The 25,749-nt window shown below is 34.4% G+C and carries 26 protein-coding genes; 8 read left to right on the forward strand and 18 right to left on the reverse strand.

The genetic code is table 11. The annotated features are described in order from the left end of the window. Window positions 1-17: 17 nt before the first annotated feature. Window positions 18-746, forward strand: a complete 729-nt coding sequence (locus tag K8344_RS00895) for a hypothetical protein (RefSeq protein ID WP_237606380.1) — start codon at window positions 18-20, stop codon at window positions 744-746. A 53-nt stretch (window positions 747-799) separates the two neighbouring features. Next, window positions 800-1,369 (forward strand): DNA-3-methyladenine glycosylase I, encoded by a 570-nt coding sequence (locus K8344_RS00900; protein WP_237606381.1) that lies wholly within the window; start codon window positions 800-802, stop codon window positions 1,367-1,369. Window positions 1,370-1,373: 4 nt separating this feature from the next. Here the strand turns inward: K8344_RS00900 and K8344_RS00905 are convergent, their stop codons facing one another. From K8344_RS00905 to K8344_RS00920, 4 genes are all read right to left on the reverse strand, one after another. Next, entirely contained in the window at window positions 1,374-1,631 is a 258-nt protein-coding gene (locus K8344_RS00905) for a hypothetical protein (protein WP_237606382.1), read from the reverse strand. 217 nt (window positions 1,632-1,848) lie between these two features. Beyond that, entirely contained in the window at window positions 1,849-2,493 is a 645-nt protein-coding gene (gene aat, locus K8344_RS00910; RefSeq protein ID WP_237606383.1) for a leucyl/phenylalanyl-tRNA--protein transferase, read from the reverse strand. Window positions 2,494-2,588: 95 nt separating this feature from the next. After that, window positions 2,589-2,969, reverse strand: a complete 381-nt coding sequence (locus K8344_RS00915; protein WP_237606384.1) for a DUF3127 domain-containing protein — start codon at window positions 2,967-2,969, stop codon at window positions 2,589-2,591. 71 nt (window positions 2,970-3,040) lie between these two features. Next, the gene (locus tag K8344_RS00920; RefSeq protein ID WP_237606385.1) at window positions 3,041-3,919 is read right to left on the reverse strand and encodes a flavin reductase family protein; all 879 of its coding nucleotides are present in this window, start codon (window positions 3,917-3,919) and stop codon (window positions 3,041-3,043) included. A gap of 97 nt (window positions 3,920-4,016) precedes the next feature. Here K8344_RS00920 and K8344_RS00925 point away from each other — a divergent pair, with 97 nt between their 5' ends. After that, entirely contained in the window at window positions 4,017-5,168 is a 1,152-nt protein-coding gene (locus tag K8344_RS00925; protein WP_237606386.1) for a sensor histidine kinase, read from the forward strand. A 2-nt stretch (window positions 5,169-5,170) separates the two neighbouring features. Then, complete coding sequence (locus K8344_RS00930; RefSeq protein ID WP_237606387.1) at window positions 5,171-5,518, forward strand: hypothetical protein; 348 nt, start codon at window positions 5,171-5,173, stop codon at window positions 5,516-5,518. Here K8344_RS00930 and K8344_RS00935 read toward each other — a convergent pair. After that, window positions 5,513-5,908, reverse strand: coding sequence for an HIT family protein (locus K8344_RS00935; RefSeq protein WP_237606388.1), 396 nt, complete (start codon window positions 5,906-5,908; stop codon window positions 5,513-5,515). The genes K8344_RS00930 and K8344_RS00935 overlap by 6 nt on opposite strands. 2 nt (window positions 5,909-5,910) lie before the next feature. Then, window positions 5,911-6,387 carry a transcription elongation factor GreA gene (gene greA / locus K8344_RS00940; RefSeq protein WP_139853914.1) on the reverse strand — a complete coding sequence of 159 codons (477 nt, stop codon included), beginning with the start codon at window positions 6,385-6,387 and terminating at the stop codon, window positions 5,911-5,913. 189 nt (window positions 6,388-6,576) lie between these two features. Here greA and K8344_RS00945 point away from each other — a divergent pair, with 189 nt between their 5' ends. Then, a complete protein-coding gene (locus K8344_RS00945; protein WP_237606389.1) occupies window positions 6,577-7,011 on the forward strand; it encodes a hypothetical protein in 435 nt (144 codons plus the stop codon). Between the two features lie 77 nt (window positions 7,012-7,088). Here the strand turns inward: K8344_RS00945 and K8344_RS00950 are convergent, their stop codons facing one another. Beyond that, window positions 7,089-9,476 carry a TonB-dependent receptor gene (locus K8344_RS00950; protein ID WP_237606390.1) on the reverse strand — a complete coding sequence of 796 codons (2,388 nt, stop codon included), beginning with the start codon at window positions 9,474-9,476 and terminating at the stop codon, window positions 7,089-7,091. Between the two features lie 502 nt (window positions 9,477-9,978). On the opposite strand from K8344_RS00950, the gene K8344_RS00955 reads away from it, so the two are divergent. After that, entirely contained in the window at window positions 9,979-12,480 is a 2,502-nt protein-coding gene (locus K8344_RS00955; protein WP_237606391.1) for a hybrid sensor histidine kinase/response regulator, read from the forward strand. Window positions 12,481-12,482: 2 nt separating this feature from the next. Here K8344_RS00955 and K8344_RS00960 read toward each other — a convergent pair whose 3' ends face one another. The 9 genes from K8344_RS00960 to K8344_RS01000 all read right to left on the reverse strand — a co-directional run bounded on the left by K8344_RS00960 (window position 12,483) and on the right by K8344_RS01000 (window position 19,475). Next, window positions 12,483-13,841 carry a sigma-54-dependent transcriptional regulator gene (locus tag K8344_RS00960; RefSeq protein ID WP_237606392.1) on the reverse strand — a complete coding sequence of 453 codons (1,359 nt, stop codon included), beginning with the start codon at window positions 13,839-13,841 and terminating at the stop codon, window positions 12,483-12,485. Window positions 13,842-13,966: 125 nt separating this feature from the next. Beyond that, window positions 13,967-14,347 (reverse strand): hypothetical protein, encoded by a 381-nt coding sequence (locus K8344_RS00965; protein ID WP_237606393.1) that lies wholly within the window; start codon window positions 14,345-14,347, stop codon window positions 13,967-13,969. A 204-nt stretch (window positions 14,348-14,551) separates the two neighbouring features. Then, on the reverse strand, window positions 14,552-14,950 hold the full coding sequence (gene arfB / locus K8344_RS00970; RefSeq protein ID WP_420908344.1) for an alternative ribosome rescue aminoacyl-tRNA hydrolase ArfB: 399 nt from the start codon (window positions 14,948-14,950) through the stop codon (window positions 14,552-14,554). A 2-nt stretch (window positions 14,951-14,952) separates the two neighbouring features. After that, window positions 14,953-16,479: a DUF4301 family protein gene (locus K8344_RS00975; protein ID WP_237606395.1), complete on the reverse strand. Its 1,527-nt coding sequence runs from the start codon at window positions 16,477-16,479 to the stop codon at window positions 14,953-14,955. A gap of 93 nt (window positions 16,480-16,572) precedes the next feature. Then, window positions 16,573-17,103, reverse strand: a complete 531-nt coding sequence (locus K8344_RS00980) for an AAA family ATPase (RefSeq protein ID WP_237606397.1) — start codon at window positions 17,101-17,103, stop codon at window positions 16,573-16,575. Next, entirely contained in the window at window positions 17,100-17,738 is a 639-nt protein-coding gene (gene pnuC / locus K8344_RS00985; protein ID WP_237606399.1) for a nicotinamide riboside transporter PnuC, read from the reverse strand. Before pnuC ends, K8344_RS00980 begins: the two co-directional genes overlap by 4 nt. Further along, window positions 17,722-17,982: a thiamine-binding protein gene (locus K8344_RS00990; RefSeq protein WP_237606401.1), complete on the reverse strand. Its 261-nt coding sequence runs from the start codon at window positions 17,980-17,982 to the stop codon at window positions 17,722-17,724. The genes pnuC and K8344_RS00990 overlap by 17 nt, the downstream gene beginning before the upstream one ends. A 140-nt stretch (window positions 17,983-18,122) precedes the next feature. Beyond that, window positions 18,123-18,836 carry a phosphoglycerol geranylgeranyltransferase gene (locus K8344_RS00995; RefSeq protein WP_237606403.1) on the reverse strand — a complete coding sequence of 238 codons (714 nt, stop codon included), beginning with the start codon at window positions 18,834-18,836 and terminating at the stop codon, window positions 18,123-18,125. Window positions 18,837-18,839: 3 nt separating this feature from the next. Continuing rightward, window positions 18,840-19,475, reverse strand: coding sequence for a 4'-phosphopantetheinyl transferase family protein (locus K8344_RS01000; protein WP_237606404.1), 636 nt, complete (start codon window positions 19,473-19,475; stop codon window positions 18,840-18,842). Window positions 19,476-19,568: 93 nt separating this feature from the next. Here K8344_RS01000 and ahcY point away from each other — a divergent pair, with 93 nt between their 5' ends. Beyond that, the gene (gene ahcY / locus K8344_RS01005; protein WP_237606405.1) at window positions 19,569-20,885 is read left to right on the forward strand and encodes an adenosylhomocysteinase; all 1,317 of its coding nucleotides are present in this window, start codon (window positions 19,569-19,571) and stop codon (window positions 20,883-20,885) included. Window positions 20,886-21,031: 146 nt separating this feature from the next. Further along, complete coding sequence (locus K8344_RS01010) at window positions 21,032-22,174, forward strand: methionine aminotransferase (RefSeq protein ID WP_237606406.1); 1,143 nt, start codon at window positions 21,032-21,034, stop codon at window positions 22,172-22,174. Here the strand turns inward: K8344_RS01010 and K8344_RS01015 are convergent. Both K8344_RS01015 and K8344_RS01020 read right to left on the reverse strand, forming a co-directional pair. Further along, on the reverse strand, window positions 22,171-24,066 hold the full coding sequence (locus K8344_RS01015; RefSeq protein WP_237606407.1) for a M1 family metallopeptidase: 1,896 nt from the start codon (window positions 24,064-24,066) through the stop codon (window positions 22,171-22,173). The two genes, K8344_RS01010 and K8344_RS01015, sit on opposite strands and share 4 nt — an antisense overlap. Next, window positions 24,066-25,733, reverse strand: coding sequence for a S8 family peptidase (locus K8344_RS01020; RefSeq protein WP_237606408.1), 1,668 nt, complete (start codon window positions 25,731-25,733; stop codon window positions 24,066-24,068). The genes K8344_RS01015 and K8344_RS01020 overlap by 1 nt, the downstream gene beginning before the upstream one ends. Window positions 25,734-25,749 lie beyond the last annotated feature (16 nt).

The raw sequence follows: 25,749 nt of genomic DNA on the forward strand, positions 1-25,749 counted from the left end.
TTTCAGTACTTGCATAAATGAATTTAAATTATTCATATAAAGCTTTCTTAATAACTTCACTTCTTACAGGAAGTCTAGTGCTATTTTTATTTAGTATAAAACTTTCAAAGCAGAAGGAAGAACTCAATTATGATACCTATGAGGTTGAAATGGCAGAGGAGGTATTGCCTGAAGAAAAAGAAGAAGAAATCGCACAGTTGACTCCAGAGGTTAGTAGAATTGAAACAAACAAAGCTTTTAATGAGGCAGAAAAATATAAATCTCCTTTTGAAAGTGAAGATCGAGAATTAACTGAAACAACCGAAGGCAAACTTCAGGAAATGCAAGAAGCTTTAGAGAATTCTAAAAACAGCTTGAACGGGAATATAGCAACTAAAGTTTCTAAACCTGAAACAGAGAAAAAAACAAAGTTTTCAAATAGCGACAGTAATGATAAAGGTGAGGCTGTTGTAAAAGGTGGCAATAGAAACACCACCATTAGTTACCGATTGGTAAACCGCCAAGAAATAGATTTACCTAACCCTGTTTATACTTGCTATGGTTATGGAAAGGTGGTGATAAATATTGAGGTAAATAATCTCGGGAAAGTTGTAAAAAACTCCTACAACAAATCAGCATCAACAACTTCCAATCAATGTTTGATAGATGCCGCTCTTGATTATTCAAAGCAAGCTCGTTTTACAACCGACGCTTCAAAAGAAAAGCAATTGGGTACAATAACTTTCAATTTTCCTGGACAACAATAAATTGTCCCCTTAACGAAGTTTTAATTGGTAGTTTTTATCTAAAAAATCAACTTATGGATAATAATAAAAAACGCTGTGCTTGGTGTGGCACCGATCCGTTGTATATAAAGTATCACGACGAAGAATGGGGAGTGCCAGTTAAGGATGACAAAATACTGTTTGAATTTCTTATCCTCGAAAGCTTTCAAGCGGGATTAAGTTGGATTACTGTTCTTCGAAAAAGAGAAAATTTCAGGATGGCTTTTGATAATTTCAATTACAAGAAAATAGCCAAATACGATCAGAATAAAATTGACGAATTACTTCAAAACCGTGGGATAATTCGAAATAAATTGAAGGTAAATTCTGCTGTGTCCAACGCCAAGGCTTTTATGAAAATTCAAAATGAATTTGGAAGCTTCAGTAATTATATTTGGAGGTTTACTGACAATACACCGATTAAAAACAGTTGGAAAAACCACAAAGATGTTCCTCCAACCACCTCAATAAGTGATGCTATAAGTAAAGATTTAAAGAAAAGAGGTTTTAAATTTATGGGAAGTACTGTAGTTTATGCATATATGCAAGCGGTAGGGATGGTAAACGATCATATAACTGATTGCTTCCGGTATCAACAAGTTTAATTTTCTAATAAATATTCTTCTTAGACTTCAATAAATCTGCTGCTGCAACTGCTTTCAGAGCTTGACGATACTGTAAATCTAATTCAGGATCTGTGTTTTTCTCAACAGAAAATAGTTTTTGAAACCAAGTAATTGCTTTGGAATATTCGCTATTATAGTAATAAGCTACTGCTAAATGCCTATAAATAAACGGTGTTCCGTACCCTTCGCGCACTACTTGCTCATAAACTCGAACTACATCAATGTCCTTATTTACATCCATAACCTTAGTGTTAGTTTGAGAATAGGAAATGGTTGAGACACAGGAAATAAAAAGAACAGTAAAAAATATTTGCTTTAAAATCATTGAAGATGTGGGGAATATGGTTTATAACAAATAATCTTATATTAAATAGTAATAGTTCGGATTATTCTCCCACAAAAAAACTGAAAATAAAGCAATTAACCGACGTCATTGGTTTATTTAACACAAAAATCATCTACTTAGAGTCAAGGATCCTTAAAAAATCGGCTCTTTCCATCTCTTCTGCGCCTAAACTTTCTAAGTGTTCATTATAGATCTGACAGTCGATTAATTTATAATCTTTTGCTTTTACAAATTCAGTAAGGTGATAAAAAGCAACTTTAGAAGCATCACTCACCAGGCTAAACATGCTTTCACCACAAAATACTTTCTTATTTGGAAGGTCTATTCCGTATAGACCACCCACTAACTTATTGTCTTTCCAAACCTCAACAGAAACAGCGTTACCTGTATTGTGCAATGCTATATATGCTTGTTGCATCTCTTTGGTTATCCAAGTGCCATTTTGACCCTTTCTTGGAACAGAAGCGCAGTATGAAATAACAGATTTAAAATCTTTATTGAAAGTAATTGTAAATTTTTTGTCTCTAATGGTTTTTCTCAGGCTTTTAGACATTTTAAACTTATTTGGCTTTAGAACCATTCTTGGATTTGGACTCCACCAAAGCACTGGTTGACCATCTTCATACCAAGGGAAAATACCAGAATTATATGCTAGTAATAATCGTTCGGTAGAAAGATCACCACCAATAGCGAGTAGCCCATCCAACGTTGCTTCTTCTATATTTGGAAACCAAAGTTTTTCAGTTAAGAAATGCATTGTTCAAAATTGCTAAATATGTTTCATAAAAAACCTCGAAACGTTTAATACGCATCGAGGTTAATATGTTTTATACTGTTTTTTAAAAAAGTATTTTAAAAAGGAAGATCGTCGTGATCTTCTTCTTTAAAATTATTTGCAGGCTCAAAAGCATCTGCAGGTGGCATTGGAGGCATTCCTGGGGCATCAGGTGCAGCTTGTGATAAATTCTCAATTCGCCAGCCTTGAATACTATTGAAATACTTAGTTTCTCCTTGAGGATTTACCCATTCACGACCACGAATATTGATGCTAACTTTAACATTTTGTCCAACTTTGTATGCATTTAGCAAATCAGTTTTGTCTTGAACAAACTCTATCATTATAGTCTGTGGGTACTGCTCTTCAGTAGTTATCACCATTTCGCGCTTTCTAAACCCATTGTTTCCAAAGGTTTTAGTTTCGTCTATTAATTTTATCTTTCCTTGTAATTCCATCCGTAATTATGTTACTGTGTTATTGGTATTTTTAATTTTTAATGCTATTCTCCTTTACAAAAAGGCTACTTTTATGGCTGATTTCCTAGCAAAAGTTTCCAAGCTTCGCTAACATTCCCTTCACTTAAGAACTCGTGAGCTCTTTTATGAATTGCTTCAATTTGGTTTGAAGATATTAAATCTTTTAGTTCTGCTGAAGAATCTATAAAAGTACGAATTTCTTCTGTATTTGGAAAACTTTCAACGTTACCAAGCATCCCTAAGTCATTACCAGTCAATACTTTGCTGTTTCTTATAGCTTCAGGTAGCTTATCTACTCCTATTCCTAGGGTTCTCAATGGTTTTGGCACTTCAAAGAGTCCGTTTTTAGCGCGACTATACCAATTTCCTCCAAGTCGAGAAACTGCATCAATCTTAAATGGATCGATAGCTCCGTTGTTGTCAAGAATGTTTTCTTTAATATGAAGTTTTACAACTTCACATATAACCAAGTTACCAGCTCCACCCTCTTTTCCGAGTGAAATTACGTCGTTTACTTTACACTCTAATTGCACTGGTGCCTCAGCAACACGAGGAGGTGTAATTAAATCTGAAGCCTCTTCGGTAAATCCGGCTTTAATAAATTCGTTAACACCCTTGTCGTACTCTGTAGAAGAAAGTGACACTTGCTGCACCATATCATAACTTACAATGTTTATGACCACTTCTGGAATTTCTAAAACATTTTCGTAAGTGTGTTTAGTAGTGTTATCACGCCCTCTTCTTGCCGGTGAAAACACTAATATAGGGGGTTTGGCACTAAAAACATTAAAAAAACTAAATGGCGAAAGATTTACATTTCCTTCGCTATCGATTGTACTTGCAAAGCATATTGGCCTTGGAGACACAGCCCCTAAAAGGTAACCGTGTAATTTTGCTGTTGATAATTCGTGTGGTTCTATAGAAATCATAGAATGCAAAGGTATCAAAGATTATAGCTTGTAAAAACTTGATTGTACAATAATATCAACATATTTGCTTTATATTTATTCAGGTAAAATTTACTTTATGCTTCAGAAAAAAACGTTTTCACGTTGGGCTTTTATTATTGCTTCAGTGTTTATAGTGGGGCTTATTTTATGGAACACCTATATTTTCTTTAATCAACTTAAAGAAAATGAGCGCGCTAAAATGGAAATATGGGCTGCTGCATATAATGATTTTCTTCAAAAAAACAGTCTTGATACTCCTGTTGGAGATGTAATCCTTACGATTATCCAAGGAAATGTTACTACTCCAATGATATTATATACTCATAAAGAAGATATATATTCCGATAGAAATATTGATCCAAACGATATAAATACGCGAGATAAAAAGGAAAAGTTAATCAAGCAATTTTCTTCGGAATACACTCCAATAGAGATTCGAAATGAAAACAATCTACTTGCCACAATTTATTACGGCAACTCACCAGTTATTAATAAATTAAAGTATTATCCAGCTTTTTTAATTTTAATTATCTTTCTTTTCATTTTAGCCGTTTATCTTTTTTACAAAACCTCAAAATCTGCCGAACAGAACAGGCTCTGGGCCGGAATGGCAAAGGAAACGGCACACCAAATTGGCACCCCGCTTTCATCTTTGGTAGGGTGGACTGAAATTCTTAAAACTGAAAATGTAAATCCAGAGTATATTACTGAAATGGAAAAAGATATTTCAAGGCTTGAAAAGATAACAGATAGATTTTCAAAAATTGGGTCCGTTCCAAAATTGGAAAAACACGATTTAGTTGAAGAAACAAAAACAACGTTTGAATATTTACAAAAGCGTTCTTCAAAGCTTATAGAATTTCAATTGGATATTCCTGAAACACCAATATACGTTCAAATGAATCCCCAACTATACAGCTGGACTATTGAAAATTTAGTTAAAAATGGGATAGATGCAATGCGTGGAAAAGGCAAGATTAGCATTTCTATAGCGCAAAACTCCAGATTTGCTTATGTACATATTTCTGATACAGGAAAAGGACTTACCAAAAGTGAGTTCAGAAGAATATTCACACCTGGACATACTACAAAAAAACGCGGTTGGGGCTTGGGATTATCACTTGCAAAACGTATAATTGAGGAATACCACAAAGGAAAAATTCGTGTGTCGAAAAGTGTTCCTAATGAAGGAACTACTATGGAAATTGCTCTTAAAACTAACGTTTAAAAATGTCGACAAAAACCTATACGCTGCATACTGCACGTTCTAAAAATAATTGTCCAAATTGTTTTGGGACAGATGGTCTTGAATTTACATTTTTTCAAGATGAAATAGAAACGCTGTTTTATAAAAAGCCCGTAAAACAAATTGAGGAAAAACTCTATTGCCATACATGTACAACCATAATTTATCCAGTTAATTGGACTGAAGACATTGAACGGGTTTATGAATACAATAAAAAAATAGCGGAAACCAATAAACATAATTTACAGGTAAAACCGCTATTCTATATTGTACTAATTGCAGCAATTATCTTAATTGCCCTGAGTATTTACTTTTTGATGAACGCTTTATGAATTTAAATTTTCAGCAATTTTAGCTGCTAATGCTTTAAACTCCTCATCCTTCATATCTATTTTTTTGGTAAAACGCATGTCATCCATTTCATTTAAAGGGATAAGATGTACGTGAACATGTGGTACTTCAAGGCCAACAACTGCCATGCCCACGCGATTACAAGAAACAGATTTTTCTATAGCATGAGCAACTTTACGAGAAAATTGCATCAGTTGTAGATACATATGTTCGCCCATGTCGAATATCTTGTCAATTTCTTCTTTTGGTACACAAAGGGTATGCCCTTTGGAGTTGGGGTTTATATCCAAAAAAGCAATAAACTTATCGTCCTCTGCTACTTTATACGCTGGGATTTCTCCTTCAATGATTTTTGTGAAAATTGACGCCATATTTAATCTCTTGAAATTTCTAATATATCAAATTTAAGAATTCCATTAGGAACTTGAATTTCAGCCACTTCGCCTTGCTTCTTACCTAAAAGACCTTTTCCGATAGGTGAATCTACTGAAATTTTTCCAGCTTTTAAATCTGCTTCGCTTTGAGCTACCAATTTATAAGTCATTTCCATACCATTGGTTTGGTTTTTTAACTTAACTGTAGAGTGCACCAGTATTTTACTAGTATCTAATTGAGATTCATCTATCAAACGGGCATTAGCAAGGACAGCTTCAAGTTTAGAGATTTTCATCTCCAACATAGCTTGTGCCTCTTTGGCAGCATCATATTCGGCATTCTCACTTAAATCACCTTTATCACGGGCTTCAGCAATAGCATTAGAAGCTCTTGGACGCTCTACATCACGTAAGTGATCTATTTCATCTCTTAATTTTTTTAACCCTTCGGCTGTGTAATAAGATACTTTACTCATAACTTCATCGTTTGTGTATGTAAAACATACATATTCTATATATATAATAAAATCCCGACACGTGCGGGACTAACCTTAATAAACTGAAAAAATCCCATGCGATGATGGGATTATATCAAACAAATATACTAAAAATTTACATCTTATGTAAATTGTTGTAATTTCGAACTTTAAATTTAATTCATTTTAATGAAAAAAACACTTTATTTACTGATAATCACGATAGTAATTGCTTCTTGTTCAAAAAGCGACGATAAACGTGAACGCAATCCTTACTTAACCGATCCGTTAGTAAGCTTAAATCTAAATTTAAATCTCCCAGAATACAACCCGTTGCGTTTTCCTGGAAATTATGTAATTGTTAACCAAGGAATAAAAGGCATAGTGGTGTATTGTGTTAGCGAACAATTGTATTTGGCTTTCGACCTTACCGATCCAAACCATGTTCCTAGCAACTGTTCGCGTATGGATATAGATGGTATTACAGCATCTTGTCCTTGTCCTAACGATGAAAACTCATACTATATTACATCAGGGAGACATATTTCAGAACCTGATTTAAAATATCCTATGCAACAATATAGCGCTGAAAGAAATGGAAACAATGTTATTATAAATAACTAACATTTCAATTAAAATCAATTAACGCACCGAATTTATATAAAAAAAGACTCCGCTAATTTAGCGGAGTCTTTTTTTATTTAGAACTTTATTGTAGCACCTAAAAGAAAGTTAGTAGTTGCCTGCGGATAATAACCCGCACCTTCAATTGTAGTAACCGTTCCTGGATTACTAAAATCATCGTCCCAAGTGTAGAAGTAACCGTTAGACACATATTTTACATTGAAAATGTTATTCACTAATCCAGAGAAAACAATTTCTTTAACCCAAGGTAGGTTGTCTAAAATATAAACAATATTAAGGTCGTTAATAAAGAAACTATCCAACTTTGAAGCTTCACTATCGATATTTCCCATGTACTGCTCCCCTACAAATTTTGAAAGCAAGCCTAATTGTAGGTTTTTTATTGGTGAATATTCAAGCATATTTCCAGCTACTACGGATGGAGAAAATGAAATATTTGTTTTTCCAAGATTAACAAGCTCCCCATCACGAGAAGTGACAAAATCTACATTTTTGTTTGTACTTAATGCAATATTAGGAAGAGTTCTTAGATTTTTCAAAAGCTGAATTTGCGCATCTACTTCAAGACCTAAACGATAACTTTTTCCACTACTTGTTCTTAAAGCAGCGCCTACATCATTCAATTCACCAGAAAGCACCAATTGGTCCTTATAGTGCATATAGTAAATGTTTGTATTAACTTTTGTTTTGGCAGTACCAAATCTCCACCCTAACTCAAAATCATCTAATTTTTCTGGCGTAGTAATTCCTTGTTCGTAATCGTTTCTTGATGGTTCACGATGCGCTTTACCGTAAGAGAAGTAAAATTGATTTGTTGGGTTTAATTTGTAAGTCAAACCAGCTTTTGGATTAAAAAAAGCATAATCTTCATCAATCTCCATTAAAACCAAATCTGAAGTGATTCCTGTAGTATTGTAATTTAGAAATCTTCCCTGTAAGTCTCCAAAAACACTTAATCTTTCGTTTAATCTATAGGTTGCTTTTGAGAAAACAGTAAACTCACTCTTCTCACCATTACTATCGTAATAGCGATCTCTAATTTCGGAAGCGCTAGCATATCTCGCCCAAATTACCTCACCGTAATGATCTCCAGTATAATAGCTATAAAAAGCACCACCCGTAAAATCTATACTATTGTTTTTGTAGTTAACGGTGGCATTGGCTGCATAATAGTGATTATCTAGCCAACGACGACGGATTACGTCGGTTCTATTAATTGTATCACCACCTATATATATAGGTTCAAATCCATAAGTTTTAAACTTTTGATCTTCTTTATATTGTTCAAAATACCCTTTTCCTCTAGTGTAGTTAAAAGATAAGTTTGTACTCCAATTATTATCATAGCGCTGATTCCATAATAACTGATAATGATCTTGAGCGTAATCGTCTATTTCATTATCATAAAACTGTATGTTTCCATTTTCATCGGTATACATACCTGCTGTGTTAAAGGTTCTATCATTTTCAAGTTTCTCAGGATCTTCTAGACCATTCCAAGACTGATAAGTAATATTTTTCCCTCCAAAAGTTAAGGCTTTAATTAAAGTATTGTCATCCACAAATGCGCCCTGAAGAAAGTACGATTTTAAGTCTGAGCTCGCTCTATCGATATAACCATCAGATTTAATTGTTGACAATCTACCCGATACTTCAAAATGGTTAGAAAGTAAGCCAGTACTAAATTTAACGTTGTGTTTATGTGTATTATAACTTCCAAAAGAATTAGAAATTTCGCCATATGCATCATTTGATACTGCATCGCTAAGTAAGTTTAAACTGGCACCAAAAGCTCCAGAACCATTTGTAGAAGTTCCAACCCCCCTTTGAAGTTGTAAGCTTTGTACTGAAGACGTGAAATCTGGTAAATTAACCCAGAAAGTACCTTGGCTTTCAGAATCGTTATAAGGAATTCCGTTTAGCGTAACATTTACACGAGAAGCATCACTACCTCGAACTCGGATGTAAGTATATCCCACTCCTGCTCCAGCGTCACTAGTTGTAACTACAGACGGCATATAACTTAACATATAAGGGATGTCTTGTCCTAGATTTCTTTTTTCCAGTTCTTCTTTTTCAAGATTTGAGTGGGTAATTGGCGAATCGGCATCGACGCGAATAGCTTGCACTAAAACTTCATCTAAGGTCTCTGAGGTTTTTGAAAGAGAAATATTCAACTCCATATCACCATTTACAACAATAGATCTAGTTTCGGCATTATAGCCTAAGTGACTAAAAACAATTGATTGAACTCCTTGATTTATGGTTACACTATAGTTTCCATCAAAATTGGTAATTGTTCCCCTGTTACTTTTTAAAATTATATTAGCTCCAACCAAGGGCTCTCCATCAGAATTAGTTACAATTCCAGAAACAGTATATTCCTGGGCAAATGTGATGAAGCTAAAAAAGGCAAATACTGAAAAAATCAATAACTTTTTCATTCGTAATAGTTTAAAGTTTACGAATAAAAGGGGCGTTATTCTTGGTTTATTAAATGGTTTTAAATAAAATCCCTGAAAATATTGCGTCGCGCAATATCACAGGGGTCTTAATAATTTTCCCTTAGCAGCATTACCTGCTCAGGTTCTTTGGGTATAATCTCAGCTTCTTCAAGTATAGAGTTAAAAATTTTGAGTTTAAAGTTTTTCAACCTACCACTCAATTCTAATAACTCTTAACTAAAAATCTGCACCCCTTTGAGATGTTCGGCAAAAGTACATTACTTTTAGACATAAACATAATATTTCAAAACCTTTAAGATAGTCCTTCTCAACTATAAATAAAGACTGCCCATTTACTTAATTGGAATGTCTTTTGTAATGTTTGAATAACAAATTATTGATAACAAATAGGAGTTTCATCCTTATTTTTAGCTAAGTTATTACAGCTGAATTTATCAATTCCTTAATACATATACAATCGCATTGTAATTACATTTACACGATGGCTAATTCAAGAAATAAATTCACCCTTAAAATCATACTAAGTTACTTGGTTTTGATTGCTTTAGCAGTGCTTGTTGGATTCTTTTTATATTCTGAATTTCAAAATTACACTGCCGAAAATATTGAAAAAAAGGGTGAGAAAAAATTTATTGAAACAGGAACACTAATCAATCTAGTTTATGAAACGGATGGATTTTCGAGACTTGCGCTTCTTTCTGAAAGTGAAGAAGACTATGAAAAATACGTAGTTAAAACAGACTCACTATTTAAAAAGATTAAAGAAATAAAATCTCTTACTGTTAATGATTTTCAGATTAAACAGTTAGACAGTGTAAAATCTCTAATTGAAGAGAAAAACAGAAATATTGAACAACTTCGAATCCTTAGGCTTACAAATCAAAAAGATACTTCGCTGGATGATATTATGCGTGAAGTAAGAAAGCTCGAAGCCTCTGTTGGATTAAATTCGGTAGAATCATTAATTAAAGATCCTTCACAACTAAGCAGAAATGAACGTCGTATTTGGCAGAATTATGCCGATTACCTCAATAGAGATTCCACTCGAGACACCGCCAAAGTAAGATCTAAAACTGTAGATTCTATGCTTATAGCTTCTCGCTATATAGTGGCTGAAGCTAAAAAATTAAATTCTCGAATTCGAAATTCTTTAAATCAACAAGAAAATGAACTCATCAGAAATGACCTTAATATTTCAGAACAGCTTAGGGAGATTATAGCCAGTTTCGATCGTGAAATTTCTAAAAACAACCTCATTGAAAAACAAAAGCGCGAAGCTTCGATAAAACGAACTGGCGACATATTGAAATTTGCTGGGCTACTAGGTGGTATTGTAGTGTTGCTTTTTTCTTATTTTATTCTTTCAGACTTTTTTAAAGCCGATCGATACAAAAAGAATTTAGAAGCTTCTAAAAATTATGCTGAAACTTTACTAAAAAGTCGTGAACAACTTATTTCTACGGTTAGTCACGATTTAAAAACACCATTAAATACCATCAGTGGTTATTCTGAATTAATTGAAAACTCCTCACTTTCTGAAAAACAAAAATTCTACCTATCTCAAATTACATCTAGCTCACAATTTATCTCTCAATTAGTTGATGATTTATTGGATTTCTCAAAGTTAGAAGCTGGAAAACTACCACTTGAGAAAGTGGCTTTTTCATTAGAAAATATAATTGAAAATGCCGCAAATGCTGTTCATCAACAGTACATTGAAAAACCGGTAGCACTTAAGATTTCAATTGCAGAAGCTATCAAGAATAAGTTTTATAAGAGTGATCCACTTCGCATTAGGCAGGTGGTAAATAATCTATTAGGTAACGCCTTTAAATTTACTGAAAAAGGAAGTGTTGAAATTCGAGTTGATGAACTGTCAGACACGAGAACTGGAGTTAGTAAGAAAAAGAAAATTTCCAATATCCAAATTTCAGTCATTGATACTGGAATTGGAATCTCAAAAGAAAAACAAGAGCTTATATTTAATGAATTTACCCAAGCTGAAACCGAAATAGCTCATAAATTTGGTGGAAATGGATTGGGATTAGCAATTTCTAAAAAGCTGACTGAACTTTTAGGTGGAACCTTAAAAGTAAAAAGTGTTTTAGGCGAGGGAAGTACATTCATTTTAACGCTTCCATTGCAGCATAGCAATAGAATTTTACCTACAAAAACTAAAAACGTTATAAGCAGTTTTAATGGCTTAAAAGCCATTATAATTGACGATGATCAAACAATGCGAGCACTTTTGAAAGAGATTTTGGAGCAATTGAAGATAGACTCAGAAACGTTTAGTAGCTATGAACAACTCAAGTACGCCGATTCTGAAAATAGTGTGGATCCAAACGCCAATTTTGTTCTAACCGATATTCAAATGCCAACCACCGATGGTTTTACGCTATTAAAAAATTTAAAGAAAGGAGAAATTAAAGCTTACAATAATCAGCCAATCATAGCAATGACAGGCAGTAGAGAGCGAAATCGCGAATATTATTTAAAAGAAGGTTTTGCTGAAATGCTTGCGAAACCCTTTTCAAAAGAAGACTTAATTAGTATTCTAAAACATTTATTTCCTAACCAATGGGAAGCATCAGAAAGGTCTAATGAAAGTAACCCCACAAACGAAAGTTCAAAGAGTGGTGATATTTTTAATTTATCGCTTTTAAATTCATTTTTGAGTACACCTGAAGCCTTAGAAGAAGTTTTAAATATTTTCAATCAGCAAACTAAAACCGATTTGCAGCTTATTGATGAAGCAATTGAAGATAAGGACGTCGAAAAAGTTAAAGAAACTACACATAGAATGCTTACGATGACAAGGCAACTTCAAGCGAAAGATGTGGTTGCTATATTAGAAAAAATGGAAGAATACCCAGAAGTAACTGCCAAAATATCAAATGAACTACAGTTAGAAATGAGGAGCGATTTTAATAAGCTAGTGGAAAAATTTAATGTTTTGCAACAAGCACTTAATAATCGATAAGATTAAAGTTCGATATTATACAATTCTAATTTATTGTAAAGTGTTTTTCGAGTAATATTAAGCAATTTTGCAGCCTTAGTTTTATTGAAATCAGCTTCCTTTAACGCATTAAGAATTAATTGCTTTTCGTTGGTTTCTTTTGAAAAATCAACTTTTTCACTCTTTTTATTTACAGAAAAAATTACCTCGCGTGGTATTACCTCTAGCGGAATTAAACTTGAATTGGTTAACAATACCGAGCGTTTAATTACATTTTTCAACTCTCTTAAATTACCTGGCCAAGAATAGGCTTTAAAGGCCTCCTCTACTTCTTTTGACAGCCCGAGCACCTCTTTCCCTAAAGATGCGTTTGCTTCGGCCAAGAAGTATTCAATAAACAAAAATAAATCTTCCTTACGCTCGTGTAATGAAGGAATATGAATTGAAAATTCGTTTAATCTATGATATAAATCTTCTCTAAATTTCCCTTCTTGAACAGCTTTTAATAGATCTTCATTAGTAGCTGAAAGAATTCGAACATCTACTTCTATTTCTGTGTTACTACCAACTGGTTTTATTCTTCTTTCCTGTAAAGCACGCAATAACTGAATCTGGTTTTCATAAGAAAGGTTTCCCACTTCATCTAAGAAAAGTGTTCCGCCATCTGCGGCTTCAAAATGACCTTTTTTATCGTTAACAGCGCCAGTAAAACTTCCTTTTAAATGACCAAAAAACTCGCTTGCAGCAATTTCATTAGGAATTGCTCCACAATCTACTGCTACAAAGGTTTTGTTATTTCTTGAACTAAAATCGTGAATAGCTTTGGCGGCAACCTCTTTTCCTGTTCCACTTTCTCCCTGAATTAACACACACATATCCGTAGGGCCAACAAGTTTTATGTATTCATTAAATTTTTTGGATGAATCACTTATCCCAACAACAAAGTTTGGTTTTACTTGAGGAGTTTCTGCTTTTTTAAACTCGTTTGCAGTATCAGATTTATCTGTATTTTCTGCCTTTGAATTTAAAGCATCCTCTTCAATTATCATTAATAATTCTTCAGGCCGGAATGGCTTTGAAATGTAATCTATTGCTCCTTTTTTAATTGCTTTTACTGCAGTGTCAACTTCAGCATAACCGGTCATTAGAATTACTTTGGTGTTTGGAGAAGTTTTTTGAGAAAATTCTAGTAGGTCTAAACCAGAGTCGTCTGGAAGTTTTAAATCAGTAATAAGCAGGTTAAAATCGCCTTCAGTTATTGCTTTTCGAGCCCTTTCTCCTGTTGACGAAATTGAAATTTGAAAGCCCTTACGCTCCAAAAAGGAACCAAGCATTTTTCCAAATGCCAAGTCGTCTTCAACTATATGTATTTTCTGCGCCATCGTATTATCTCAAAAGGTAAAAATAGCGACTATATAGGAGGGTAATCTCTAAAATTATCATAAAAAAAAGACACTCTTTTAAGAGCGTCTTTTTAAAGAAGTATTGAATCTAAAATTCCTGCAGCTTACTGCTTCGTTAATTCATTTTTAATCCACTCACCTTTAGCGTTTGCATATACAGTTGCCTTTTTGGCATCTGCAGTAGTAAGTTCGATCTTATAATCTCCCTTGGCATTCACATAAGCCTTAGATATAGTTGCGCCGTCAAAATCATTAGCTACAGCATTTTGTACGGCTTCAGGTAATTCAGAAGCTTTTACTTCCTTGAAATCTTGAACAGCGTTCGCAGAAAGTTTTAATTCTTGAGTAGCTTCAACTTTTTCTTCAACCTGAGTTAAAGTTGCAGTCTTTTGCTCATTCTTAGCAGTTACCTCTTTATCAGATTGCGCAGTTACTGCAGTCAAACCTCCTAACACTATCGCTGTACTTAAAATTAATCTTTTCATAGCTTTTGTTTTTTAATATTATATATATCGTTTACTAAGTTTGTTTGTTGACTTGTATATAGAAAAATTAATGCCACAAAAAGGACACGCTAGGCAAAGCCCACAAACACCAACAAAACAAGTGATTAGGAAATATTTAAATAAAAGAAAATTGTGTAATAGGCGATACAGCCGTGTAAAAATTACACACTCAATGTGTAATCTCTAATCAATCTTGGGAGGTTTTCGATTTTGTTTTTTTAATGCGGTTACTTTTTTACTTTTTAAACGGCGCTCAATGGCACTTTTAGAAGGTTTCGTTTTTTTACGTTTTTTTGCAACCTTTAAATTTGTTTTCAGTAAGGCTATTAACCTTTCTATTACAATGGCTTTATTTTTATGTTGGCTTCGTGTTTCACCACATTGTAATACGATTAAACCTTCAGTAGTAATTTTTGAAGAGAGTTTTAATCGAAGTCGTTCTTTTTCAGTTTCCGAAAGCGCTTGAGAGTTTTCTAAATCGAAAGTAACCTCAACCTTTGAAGCTGTTTTATTTACGTGTTGTCCTCCCGGACCACTACTACGAATAGCTTTAAAGACAAGTTCCGATATTAGCGTGTCTATTATCACTTTGGTTGGTGGGCTTTGTTTAAAAGATCGTTTACTGTTTTCACCGGATTAAAAGTAACAAGTGGTACCTCAACAAAAACGGTATTCCAATTTGCCATTGCCCCATTCCATAGACCTGGAAGCTCCAAGGCTTTTATAGGCTTCCCTTGATGGGATTTAGATGAAATAAAACAAGTGTCAGGGTCTGAATATTTTAACAAGTCAAACTTCTTGCCTTTATAGTCTCGAACCCCACAAACCAAATCGACTGGATTAAAATGTGTTGCTTTATCCACCAGAGCTTTTTGTTGTGGGTTATTGATATCAATTTGAGACATTTCTACAATTTGATATGATTGGTTTCCATGTTTATCTTTTATAAGAAAAGGACCCCCACCTGGAGCACCTGTATTTTCAACCACACCACATACACGAAGTGGACGTTCAAGAATTGTTAAAAGTGTTTTTTTATTAGCTGAAATATTTGGAATTTTTAGTTCATCAGAAATGAATTGCGAAATTTCCTTAAGTGTTTCATCTAAAATAGTTTCAGAATGAAGTTTTTCAACATAATCATAAATTTTATGCTGAAGTGAAATTAATTTTCCGGCTAAAACTTTCTTTTGAAAAGCTATCGTTTCAACATAATTTTCAGAAACTACATTGTCGATATTCTTGATGAAAATTATATCAGCATCAATATCGTTCAAGTTTTCTAGAAGCGCTCCGTGCCCTGAAGGACGAAAAACAATATTTCCATTTTCATCTAAAAACAATTCGTTCTCGGGAGTTACAGCCACTGTATCGGTTTCGTTCTTTTGAAAAGAATAAGAAATATTAAATTTTACTCCAGTCTTTGCTTCTATTGAATCCTGAATTTCATTATAACGAGCTTTAAACTTCTCTTGGTGCTCTTCTGAAACCGTAAAGTGTAAATTAGCAACATTATTAGATGTTGCATAGTAGGCAGCCTCATACAATTGTTCGCCAAAAGCAGTGATAAAATCTTTCCCAACTTTATGAAAAGGAACAAGCCCTTTAGGTGTATTACTGAAGTTTAATCCAGATTCTCCAAGTACTTCTCGAACAAACAAATAATATCTTTTCCCTAAGCTAAAACCTTTAAAATCCGGATATTTTTCGTTTAAATTAGCTTTTACAAGGTGTGAAAAAGCGAATTTATCAGTAGAAGCAAAAAATGTTTTTAAGTCTTTATTTTCTTCTTTTTGAATAAATGTTTCAATATCATCCTCCTCTGGATTGAAGTTTTCTAAAAATTGGTGCAAAAACTTAAACATTCTTGTCGCTGCTCCAGAGGCAGGAACAAATTTCATTAATTCTAGTTTAGCCTTATTTGCTTCAAATAACTGTACAAATTGCTGCTGTTCTTCATACGAAAAAACTTTTATACCCTTATTTGCTGAAGCAGGTTCTACTACATTGGCAAATGGAATTCCATTTTTAAATATTTGAAGTTGTTCCTTTACAATACCTTCTGAAAGGCCGTGAGCTTTTATTTGTTGTATATTTTTTTCAGTAAACATGGTATGCTTTCAAATTTAATTATTCCGCTTCGTATACTTTGTCTTAGCCGTGTAACATTTCTACCACCACGATGACAATTTTGCAAAGCGTATCTATTTCTGCAATAATTTGTCAATAATTTCAACAGCTTTATTAAATCGTTCTCCTTTATTTCCTCTTAATACTTTATAAGGGAAACCTTGCGTTTTTAATTCAGCTTCGAAAATACTGAACATTTCCTCGCGATTATTGGGCCTATCTCTTAAAACATCTGCTTCCCAAGGAATGTCTATATAAGTTAGTAGGTAGATACTATAATTGTTTTTGGTTGCTTCAGAAGTTATTTCCTCTGGACAATATCCATCGTAATAATATTCTGAATACACTTTTAATTCTAACAAATTCGTATCCAAAAAAAGCAATTTATCAGCTTTTTCGGCAATTTCATTTTCTAGACTTAATTGCCCTTTGGCTATCGGAATTAAATCCTCTTTTGTAACTAGTTCACCTTTATTTTTCCATTTTTCCTCAAGATATACCCGCATATATTCAGGCACCCAATGCGTTTTATAATGCGCAGCCAATTGTTTTGCCAAGGTGGTTTTACCCGTAGATTCGGGACCAAATAAAACTACTTTTATCAATTGAGAAGACTTTTTTCAGGTTTGTTTAAACTTTTCTGCCAAGCGCGGTATCCATAAATTGCTACTACAGTAAACAAAAGGTATTGAAACGAGCTAAATACTAACCCTTTATAAAGATATAGCGGAACAGAAATTAAGTCTCCGATAATCCAATAAATCCAATTTTCAAGTTTCTTTTTTGCCATTAGCCACATTCCAACAAAGAAAATTGCTGTGGTGCCTATGTCAACATATGCTGTCCAACTATTCCAATTATCTGAAATTTGATAAACGGCAAACACGAAAATTATGGTTGCAATAAATATAAATAATGACGTTTTATGTTCTTTTTTAGTGGCTTTGGTAATTGGTGTATAGTGAGTATTATCTACTTTTCTTGTCCATATATACCAACCGTAAATACTCATGGCAAAGTAATAGGCATTTATCATCATATCGCCTAAAAGTGAGTAAACCGCAAGTATATAAACAAATATTGCAGTACTGATTATTCCTGTAGGATACACTAAAATGTTATCCTGCTTTGCGTACCAAACACTTAGAAAACCAAAAATAACGGCAATAATCTCAAGTACTACTAAATGCGTAGGAACTTCATGATACTGCGCAAAAAACCAATCAAAAATGGGGCTCATACTCGTTGCGATCAGATTTTACAATTTTTATGTATAGCAAGCCTCTATCAACGGCCTCCAAAGCAATTTTCATTTCTTTTTGAAGTAAGTTCATTACCTCATCATACTCTCCATAAACTTGAGTGCTTAAAGGGTTTTCCAGAACTGTAAGTCCAGAGTTTCGTAGATTTTTAATGAAATTAATTATCGCTGGTTCGTAATCGTCTTGCAGCGGGCTTAAGGTTAGTTCAACTGAGATTTTCATTATTCTTTTTTTCCAAAGTTACAATTATAAATAGTATTTCCTTTCTAGTTACACAGGCGGTATCAATTTAGAGTTTCATCATTATTTTCGCCACTATATCACAAAGAAACAGAGAATTTGATTTTTAACTTTTTGGAAATTTAGTGTTTGAGTTTGGGAATTTCTTCAAACGCTGTTCCCATTACAACCAGGTCGGCTCCGGCGTTATAAGCATCTTGTTTTTGTGTTTCACTTCGTATACCGCCACCAACAATTAATGGGATACCTATGTTTTTTCTCACTTCTGAAATAATCTTTGAATTTACAACATTCTTAGCTCCACTACCTGCTTCCAGGTAGATGAATTTGGCGCCCATATACTGTCCTGCAAGGGCAGTATCAACAATCATCTCAATATTTTCCTGATATAGCGGTTGAGTATTCGTTACCCTTGATACTGCCGAATTATTCCCTCCATCGATTAGAATATACCCTGTAGGAATAATCTCCAAGTTCGAACTTTTTAATTTTGAAATTGATTTTACTTGTTGCCCAATTAAATATTCTGCGTTTCTTCCTGAAAGAAGGCTTAAAAATAAAAGGGCATCGGCTTCATTAGTTATTTGTGAAAAATCACCTGGAAATAAAAATATTGGAAGTTTAGTTTTAGCTTTTATAGCTTTTACTGTTATTTCAGTTTGCCCATTTTCAACTGTACTACCCCCAACAAAAAGATGTGTAGTATCGTTAGGGATTTTATGAAGAAATGATTCAGTTTCAGAAATATCAAACTTGTCTGGATCGATTAAAATTGCAAGTTGTTTTTTACCTGCAATAATGTTTTTCTGAAAATATTTGTAGAAAAAACTCCCCATGTATTACGCTTCAGCTTGAAGAGCATAAGCACAAGTAAAACCTTCGAACTCGAAGAAATCTACAATATATCGTTGCTCTTTACCCTCGTAATTTACATTTGCAGTTGTTTGATTTTCATCTAAAGTAAATTCATCAACATAAATATTTTCCAAAAAGCTTACTCCTCTTTCTGCATAACTTTTATAAAGCGATTCTTTAGCACACCAAACAATGGTTAGCTTTCGCATCATTGCATCTTCATTTGCAATTGTTCTATACTCTTCAATTGGTGTAAATTTATGAGCGATTCTCAGAATTTTGTTTCGTTGTTTTTCAATGTCTATTCCCACTTCATTATCGCTGATAATTATGGCAGCGAAATTGAATGAATGAGTAATTGAGATGTGTTTATCATCTTTTAAATGGGGTTTTCCATTTTCGTCGTAATACAAATCAAAATCGGTATAACCTTCCAAAGCCATTAAGTGTCTAATACTCATAAAACCACGGCGGTGCAATTCGCTTTTCATATTATTTACACGATTGGCGCAATTCTCTGTCAATTCGATTCCATCGGAAAGAGCCTCAAGAGACTCTTCAATCTTCCAAATGAAGACTTTAGTACTGGAATTAACTGTTATAGTTTTGTAAAGTGGCATAGACTTTTGAGGGATATTATGTATTTTTGCGGTCTAAAAATCAAAATTAAATATTAACAGATATCCGCATTAAAGGGTATAAATATAATAAATATGTCAACTAAAACTGTGCCTTATACGGCCTATAAAGTAAAAGATATTTCTCTGGCAGACTGGGGAAGAAAAGAAATTGAGCTTGCAGAAGCTGAGATGCCGGGCCTTATGTCTCTTCGTGAAGAATACGGAAAGGAACAGCCGTTAAAAGGTGCTCGCATTGCTGGATGTTTACATATGACCATCCAAACTGCCGTACTTATTGAAACATTAGTTGCCCTGGGAGCCGAAGTTACTTGGAGCTCTTGTAATATTTTCTCAACTCAAGATCACGCTGCCGCTGCAATAGCTGCTGCTGGAATTCCAGTTTATGCATGGAAAGGAATGACAGAGGAAGAATTTAATTGGTGTATCGAGCAAACGCTTTTCTTCGGGGAAGAACGCAAGCCTTTAAATATGATTCTCGATGATGGAGGTGACCTTACTAATATGGTATTGGATAAGTATCCAGAACTTGCTGATGCTATAAAAGGAATTTCTGAAGAAACTACAACTGGTGTTCACCGTCTTTACGAGCGTGTGAAAAATGGAACTTTACCAATGCCAGCTATTAATATTAACGATAGTGTTACAAAAAGTAAGTTCGATAACAAATACGGATGCCGTGAAAGTGCTGTAGATGCAATTCGCCGTGCAACTGATGTTATGCTTGCTGGAAAGCGCGTAGTGGTTTGTGGATATGGTGATGTTGGAAAAGGAACTGCAGCTTCGTTTAAAGGTGCCGGGAGTATCGTTACTGTAACTGAAATTGACCCTATTTGTGCTTTACAAGCTGCAATGGACGGTTTTGAAGTAAAAAGATTAGAAACTGTTGTTGGCAATGCAGATATTGTAATTACAACTACAGGGAATAAAGGTATCGTTCGCGGCGAGCATTTTGAAGCGATGAAAGATAAAACTATTGTGTGTAACATCGGTCACTTCGACAACGAGATTGCTGTTGCTTGGTTAAAGGAAAACCATGGAGACACTCACGTTGAAATTAAACCACAAGTTGATAAATACACTATCAATGGAAAAGATGTTATTCTTTTAGCTGAAGGACGTTTAGTAAACTTAGGTTGTGCTACTGGTCACCCAAGTTTTGTAATGAGTAACAGTTTTACAAACCAAACATTAGCTCAAATCGAACTTTGGAAAAATGGTGAAAACTATAAGAACGAGGTTTATATGCTTCCAAAGCATTTAGATGAGAAAGTTGCTAAACTTCACTTAGAAAAGATTGGAGTTGAACTTACAGAGCTTCGCCAGGATCAAGCTGAGTATATCGGTGTAACTGTTGAAGGACCTTACAAACCTGAGTACTACAGATATTAATTGATTTTCGATTGTAGATTTTAAATTTACAATTTTAACATTAGAACCCTTGCAGTCCTGACAATAATTGGGAGCGAGGGTTTTTTTATTGGTTGAAATAAATAGTAACTTAGACAAATACAAGTAAGGATAAAATTTCGATCAATATGGTTAGAAACTCAAAACTTCCAAATATCCCCACCTCCATTTTCTCAGTAATGAGTAAAATGGCGGCAGATTACGATGCCATTAATCTTTCGCAGGGATTTCCAAACTTTCCAACCGATCCCGCTTTAGGTGCACTTGTAGATCAGGCTATGGAAGAGGGTTTCAATCAATACGCCCCAATGGCTGGAGATTTTGAACTTAGAATGGAGATTTCAAAAAAGATTGAAAAACTTCACAAACATTTCTATAATCCAGAAACAGAAATCACAATAACTGCTGGGGCGACTCAAGCAATATTTACCGTAATTGCGGCAACGATTTCAAAAGGAGATGAAGTTATAATATTCACCCCTGCCTATGATTGTTATGCACCAACAATAGCGTTGTTTGGTGGGAAAGTTGTTCCAATTCAATTAAAACCACCTTATTATAAAGTAGATTGGCAAGAAGTTGCAGATAAAGTTACTTCAGCTACTAAAATGATTGTCATCAACAGTCCGCATAACCCAAGTGGGATGCTTTTTTCGGAGGACGATATGCTTCAGTTACAGCATTTAGCTGAAGTAAATGATTTATTCGTTTTAAGTGATGAGGTATACGAACACATTATTTTTGATGGAAACATACATCAAAGTGCTTCAAAATTTGAAAATTTAGCAAACCGCAGTTTTGTTACCGCCTCATTTGGGAAGACATTTCACAATACTGGATGGAAGATTGGATATTGTGTAGCACCTGCACCTCTAATGAAAGAATTTCAAAAAGTACATCAATTTCTAGTTTTTAGCGTTAATCACCCTTTTCAAAAAGCATTTGCAACTTACTTAAAAGACGATAGCCACTATTTAAAACTTTCGGATTTCTACCAGCAAAAGCGTGATTTCTTTCTCAACTTAATGAAAGAATCTAGTTTTAAAATTATTCCTTCCAAGGGAACTTATTTTCAGATGTTAGATTTTTCTGAAATTTCAAATGAGAGTGATATTGTCTTTGCAGAAAGACTTACTAAACAACATAGAATTGCGACCATACCAACATCGGTTTTTAACAAGGCTGAAAAAGATTTTAAACAAATCCGAATCTGCTTTGCAAAAACCGATGATACGTTGGCGGAGGCCGCAAAAATCCTTAATGAGTTTTAAGGCTTTTTCTTATTTACTTCTATTAAGCTCTTGTTTTTTGTTTTCTCCCAAAAGTTATTTTCTGGGTTGATATCTGCCATTCTTTGGGTGGCATCTATCATCATATTTTTAACTTTTTTCCCATTCTTAATTTCGAAGGTATAGGTAGGATATGCCCAAGCCCAGTCGTCTAAAACAGTTCGCTTTAACTCAGCAAAAGGGTTTGGTTTTTCTCCCCACATCATTCTTAGTGGAATGTAAAATAACTCTTGCGATCCATCTTCATAAGTTACATATAGATCTATAGGCATTGGCATTAAACCAATTCTTTCTAAAGTAACCTGAGTGTTTTTACCTTCAGCTTCAACCGCTTTAACCCCATAATCTATCGTATTAGTAGTTTGGGTCCAGTCTGTTAAATACCAATCCAATTCAAATCCTGAAACTTTTTCAGCAGTACGAATAAAATCGTTTGGAGTTGGATGCTTAAATTTGAAATCGGTGTAATAACGCTTCAACGTTTTGGAAAGGTTATCAGGACCAATTACATAGCCAAGTTGTGCTAAGAAAACAGAACCTTTACTATATGCATTTATACTATAAGCTCGGTTTGTAGCATATCTATCTGCGTGAGTAGTTTGTGGTTGTTCTTGACCACTAGTTGCGTTAAAAAAGTAACTTCTATATGAACCTGCGTGTGGATTTGCTTTGTTTTCTTCCATTACATAATTCATGGCTTCGTCGGAAATGTAAACTGTAAATCCTTCATCCATCCACTCGTGTTTACTTTCGTTTGTTGCTAACACAAATTGAAACCAAATATGTGCAAGTTCGTGAGCCGTAACACCTACTAAACTTCCAAAGTCACGTTCTCCAGTAATCATCGTACTCATGGCATATTCCATTCCGCCATCTCCTCCTTGAATAACTGAATATTGCTCATAAGGATAAGGCCCTATATGTTCATTGAAAAACTCCATTAATTCTGCAGTCTTTTTCTGAAGATTTTTCCAGTTTTCTGCAATTTCAGGATTGTCTTTATAAAGAAAGTGAAGTGTAACCCCATTTGGACCTTCATAAGTATCGTGGATGTAGTTATCGTCTGCCGCCCAAGCAAAATCGTGAACGTCTGGCGCTAAAAAGTGCCATGTGTACTTTCCATTTTTAGGATGCATTGGCTTTTGACCTGGTAGTGTATATCCATGACCAACTTCGGCTGGATTTTGTAAATATCCCGTACCTCCAATTGTATAATTTTCATCAATTGTAATAGTTACGTCATAATCTCCCCAAACACTGTAAAATTCGCGTCCAATATATGGATGTGGATGCCAGCCTTCAAAATCGTATTCAGCTATCTTTGGGTACCACTGTGTCATAGTTAATGCAACACCTTCAGCACTTGTTCTACCAGAACGACGTACCTGTAAAGGTACTTGCGCGTCCCACTTCATATTAAATACTGTGGTTTCATTTGGAAGAATAGGCTTGTTCAAAATCACTTCCATCACAGTTCCTTTGATAGTGTATTTAACTGCTTCACCATCTTGAGCGAAATAGGTTGGTTTAATATATCCGATCTCTTCCGATGTCAATTTTGAAATTCTATCACCTACCCTTCTATCTGGATCGGCAATGGTACGAGAGCGTACATCCATTTCACTTCCAGGTTGAAATGCGTTAAAATATAAGTGATAAAAAACCTTATTTAAAGTATCAGGAGAGTTGTTTGTGTATTTTAACTCCTGCGTTCCTTTATATTGATATTTTTCGACATCTACATCGATGTTCATTTTATAATCAACTCTTTGTTGCCAATAACACTTATTGTTTTGTGCAGTGGCCGTATAAAGGGTTGCCGAAAGACCAGAAATTAAAGCGGTTATAAATAATACGCTAAAAATATTTTTCATTATTTACTCATTTTATCTGCCATAATTAAGGCGTTATACAAATTCACCATTTTCCCAGACTTTGAAATTTCTGAGAATGGTTTAGTGTTCGATTTTTCACCTCCTAAAATAACATTTGCAGTTGAAGTTAATCCACTATCCATTAAAATTTGCTTTACTTGAACTGCAGTTAGCTCTGGGTAGTACGAACGAATTACAGCTGCCACACCAGCAACTTCAGGGGCTGCCATAGATGTACCTTGTAAATATTCGTAAGTACTTAACGGTGTTGTTGAATAAATTTTTACACCCGGTGCAAAAACATCCACATTGTTTTTTCCGTAGTTAGAGAAGTTTGCTACTAATTCACTTCCGTATTTATAGTTAAGCGCACCAACGGTTAAGAAAGTATCTGCCATTTCTGGACCATTGTCTAATTGATCGTTTGGATAAACATTTACAGTATCTAAATCTAACCCGTCGTTTCCTGCTGCATTCACAATTAATACATCTTTCGAAGCAGCGTACCTAATCGCATCGTAAACCCACTCTGAATTTGGAGAGTAGTATTTTCCGAAGCTAGTATTCAAGATTTTAGCTCCATTATCTACTGCATAACGAATAGCTAATGCAATATCTTTATCGTACTCATCACCATCTGGTACTGCACGAACAGACATGATTTGAACGTTATTAGCTACACCATTCATTCCAATTCCATTGTCGCGCTGTGCTGCGATAATTCCGGCTACGTGAGTTCCGTGTTTAGCTTCTTCTCTTAATTCATCCGGCCCAGCAACATTACCATCACCGTAAATATTATCAGTGATATCGTAAGGATCGTCACCTAATACCGCACGGAAATCTTCGGTCATATTAAAATGATTCTGCTCTCTAGAATTGAAGTACTTTAACCCTCCTTCAATATTTTCGATAAGTTCTGGAATAGAATCTCCAAAGCTCAACATTTGGTTTAGCATGCCTATTTGCTGTTGCTCTTCAGCTGTAGGATTTTTAATAGCAGCTAAATCTTCTTTAGTGTAATCTTCTTTCCCTAGCTTTTTCGCCATTGCTTGATGCACTGGTTTTATTTGAGAAAGCATTTGCCCGTAACGAGCTTTATTCATATCAACTTCACCTTTTTCCTTTTCATACTCAGCTAACGCTTTTTGATAGATAGCAAATTCTGCTCTATCCGCTGCACTAATTGAAGATTCGGTTTTCCCCTCATATTTAGGCTTAAGCTTTCTGATAATACGAACAAACTCCATATTCTCACCAGTGATATCTCCTAGGAAGTTCCATCCGTAAACATCATCTATAAAGCCATTGTTATCATCGTCAATTCCGTTACCAGGTATTTCACCAGGATTCGTCCAAAGAACGTTTTTAAGGTCTTCGTGGTCGATATCTACACCACTGTCAATAACACCTACAATAACAGTTTTTCCTTTTCTTTTTCCAATTAATTCATTGTATGCTTTATCTACACTCATTCCAGGAATCGTATCTGCAACAAGATCCATCATTGGCCAATTTTTTAATTCGGCATCGGTTAGTGGAGCTGTTTTTAAGGGGTTTGCATCTATGTTTTCGATTGGAGTTGCAATAATTGCTGAGGCACCACCGCAGCTAGCCAATACAGTTGAAAATCCAACTGCAAGTAAAGAGATCTTAAAAATATTCATTTTATAGTAATTTAAT

The sequence above is a fragment of the Aequorivita xiaoshiensis genome (assembly GCF_022008395.1).
GTDB classification, from domain to species: domain Bacteria; phylum Bacteroidota; class Bacteroidia; order Flavobacteriales; family Flavobacteriaceae; genus Aequorivita; species Aequorivita xiaoshiensis.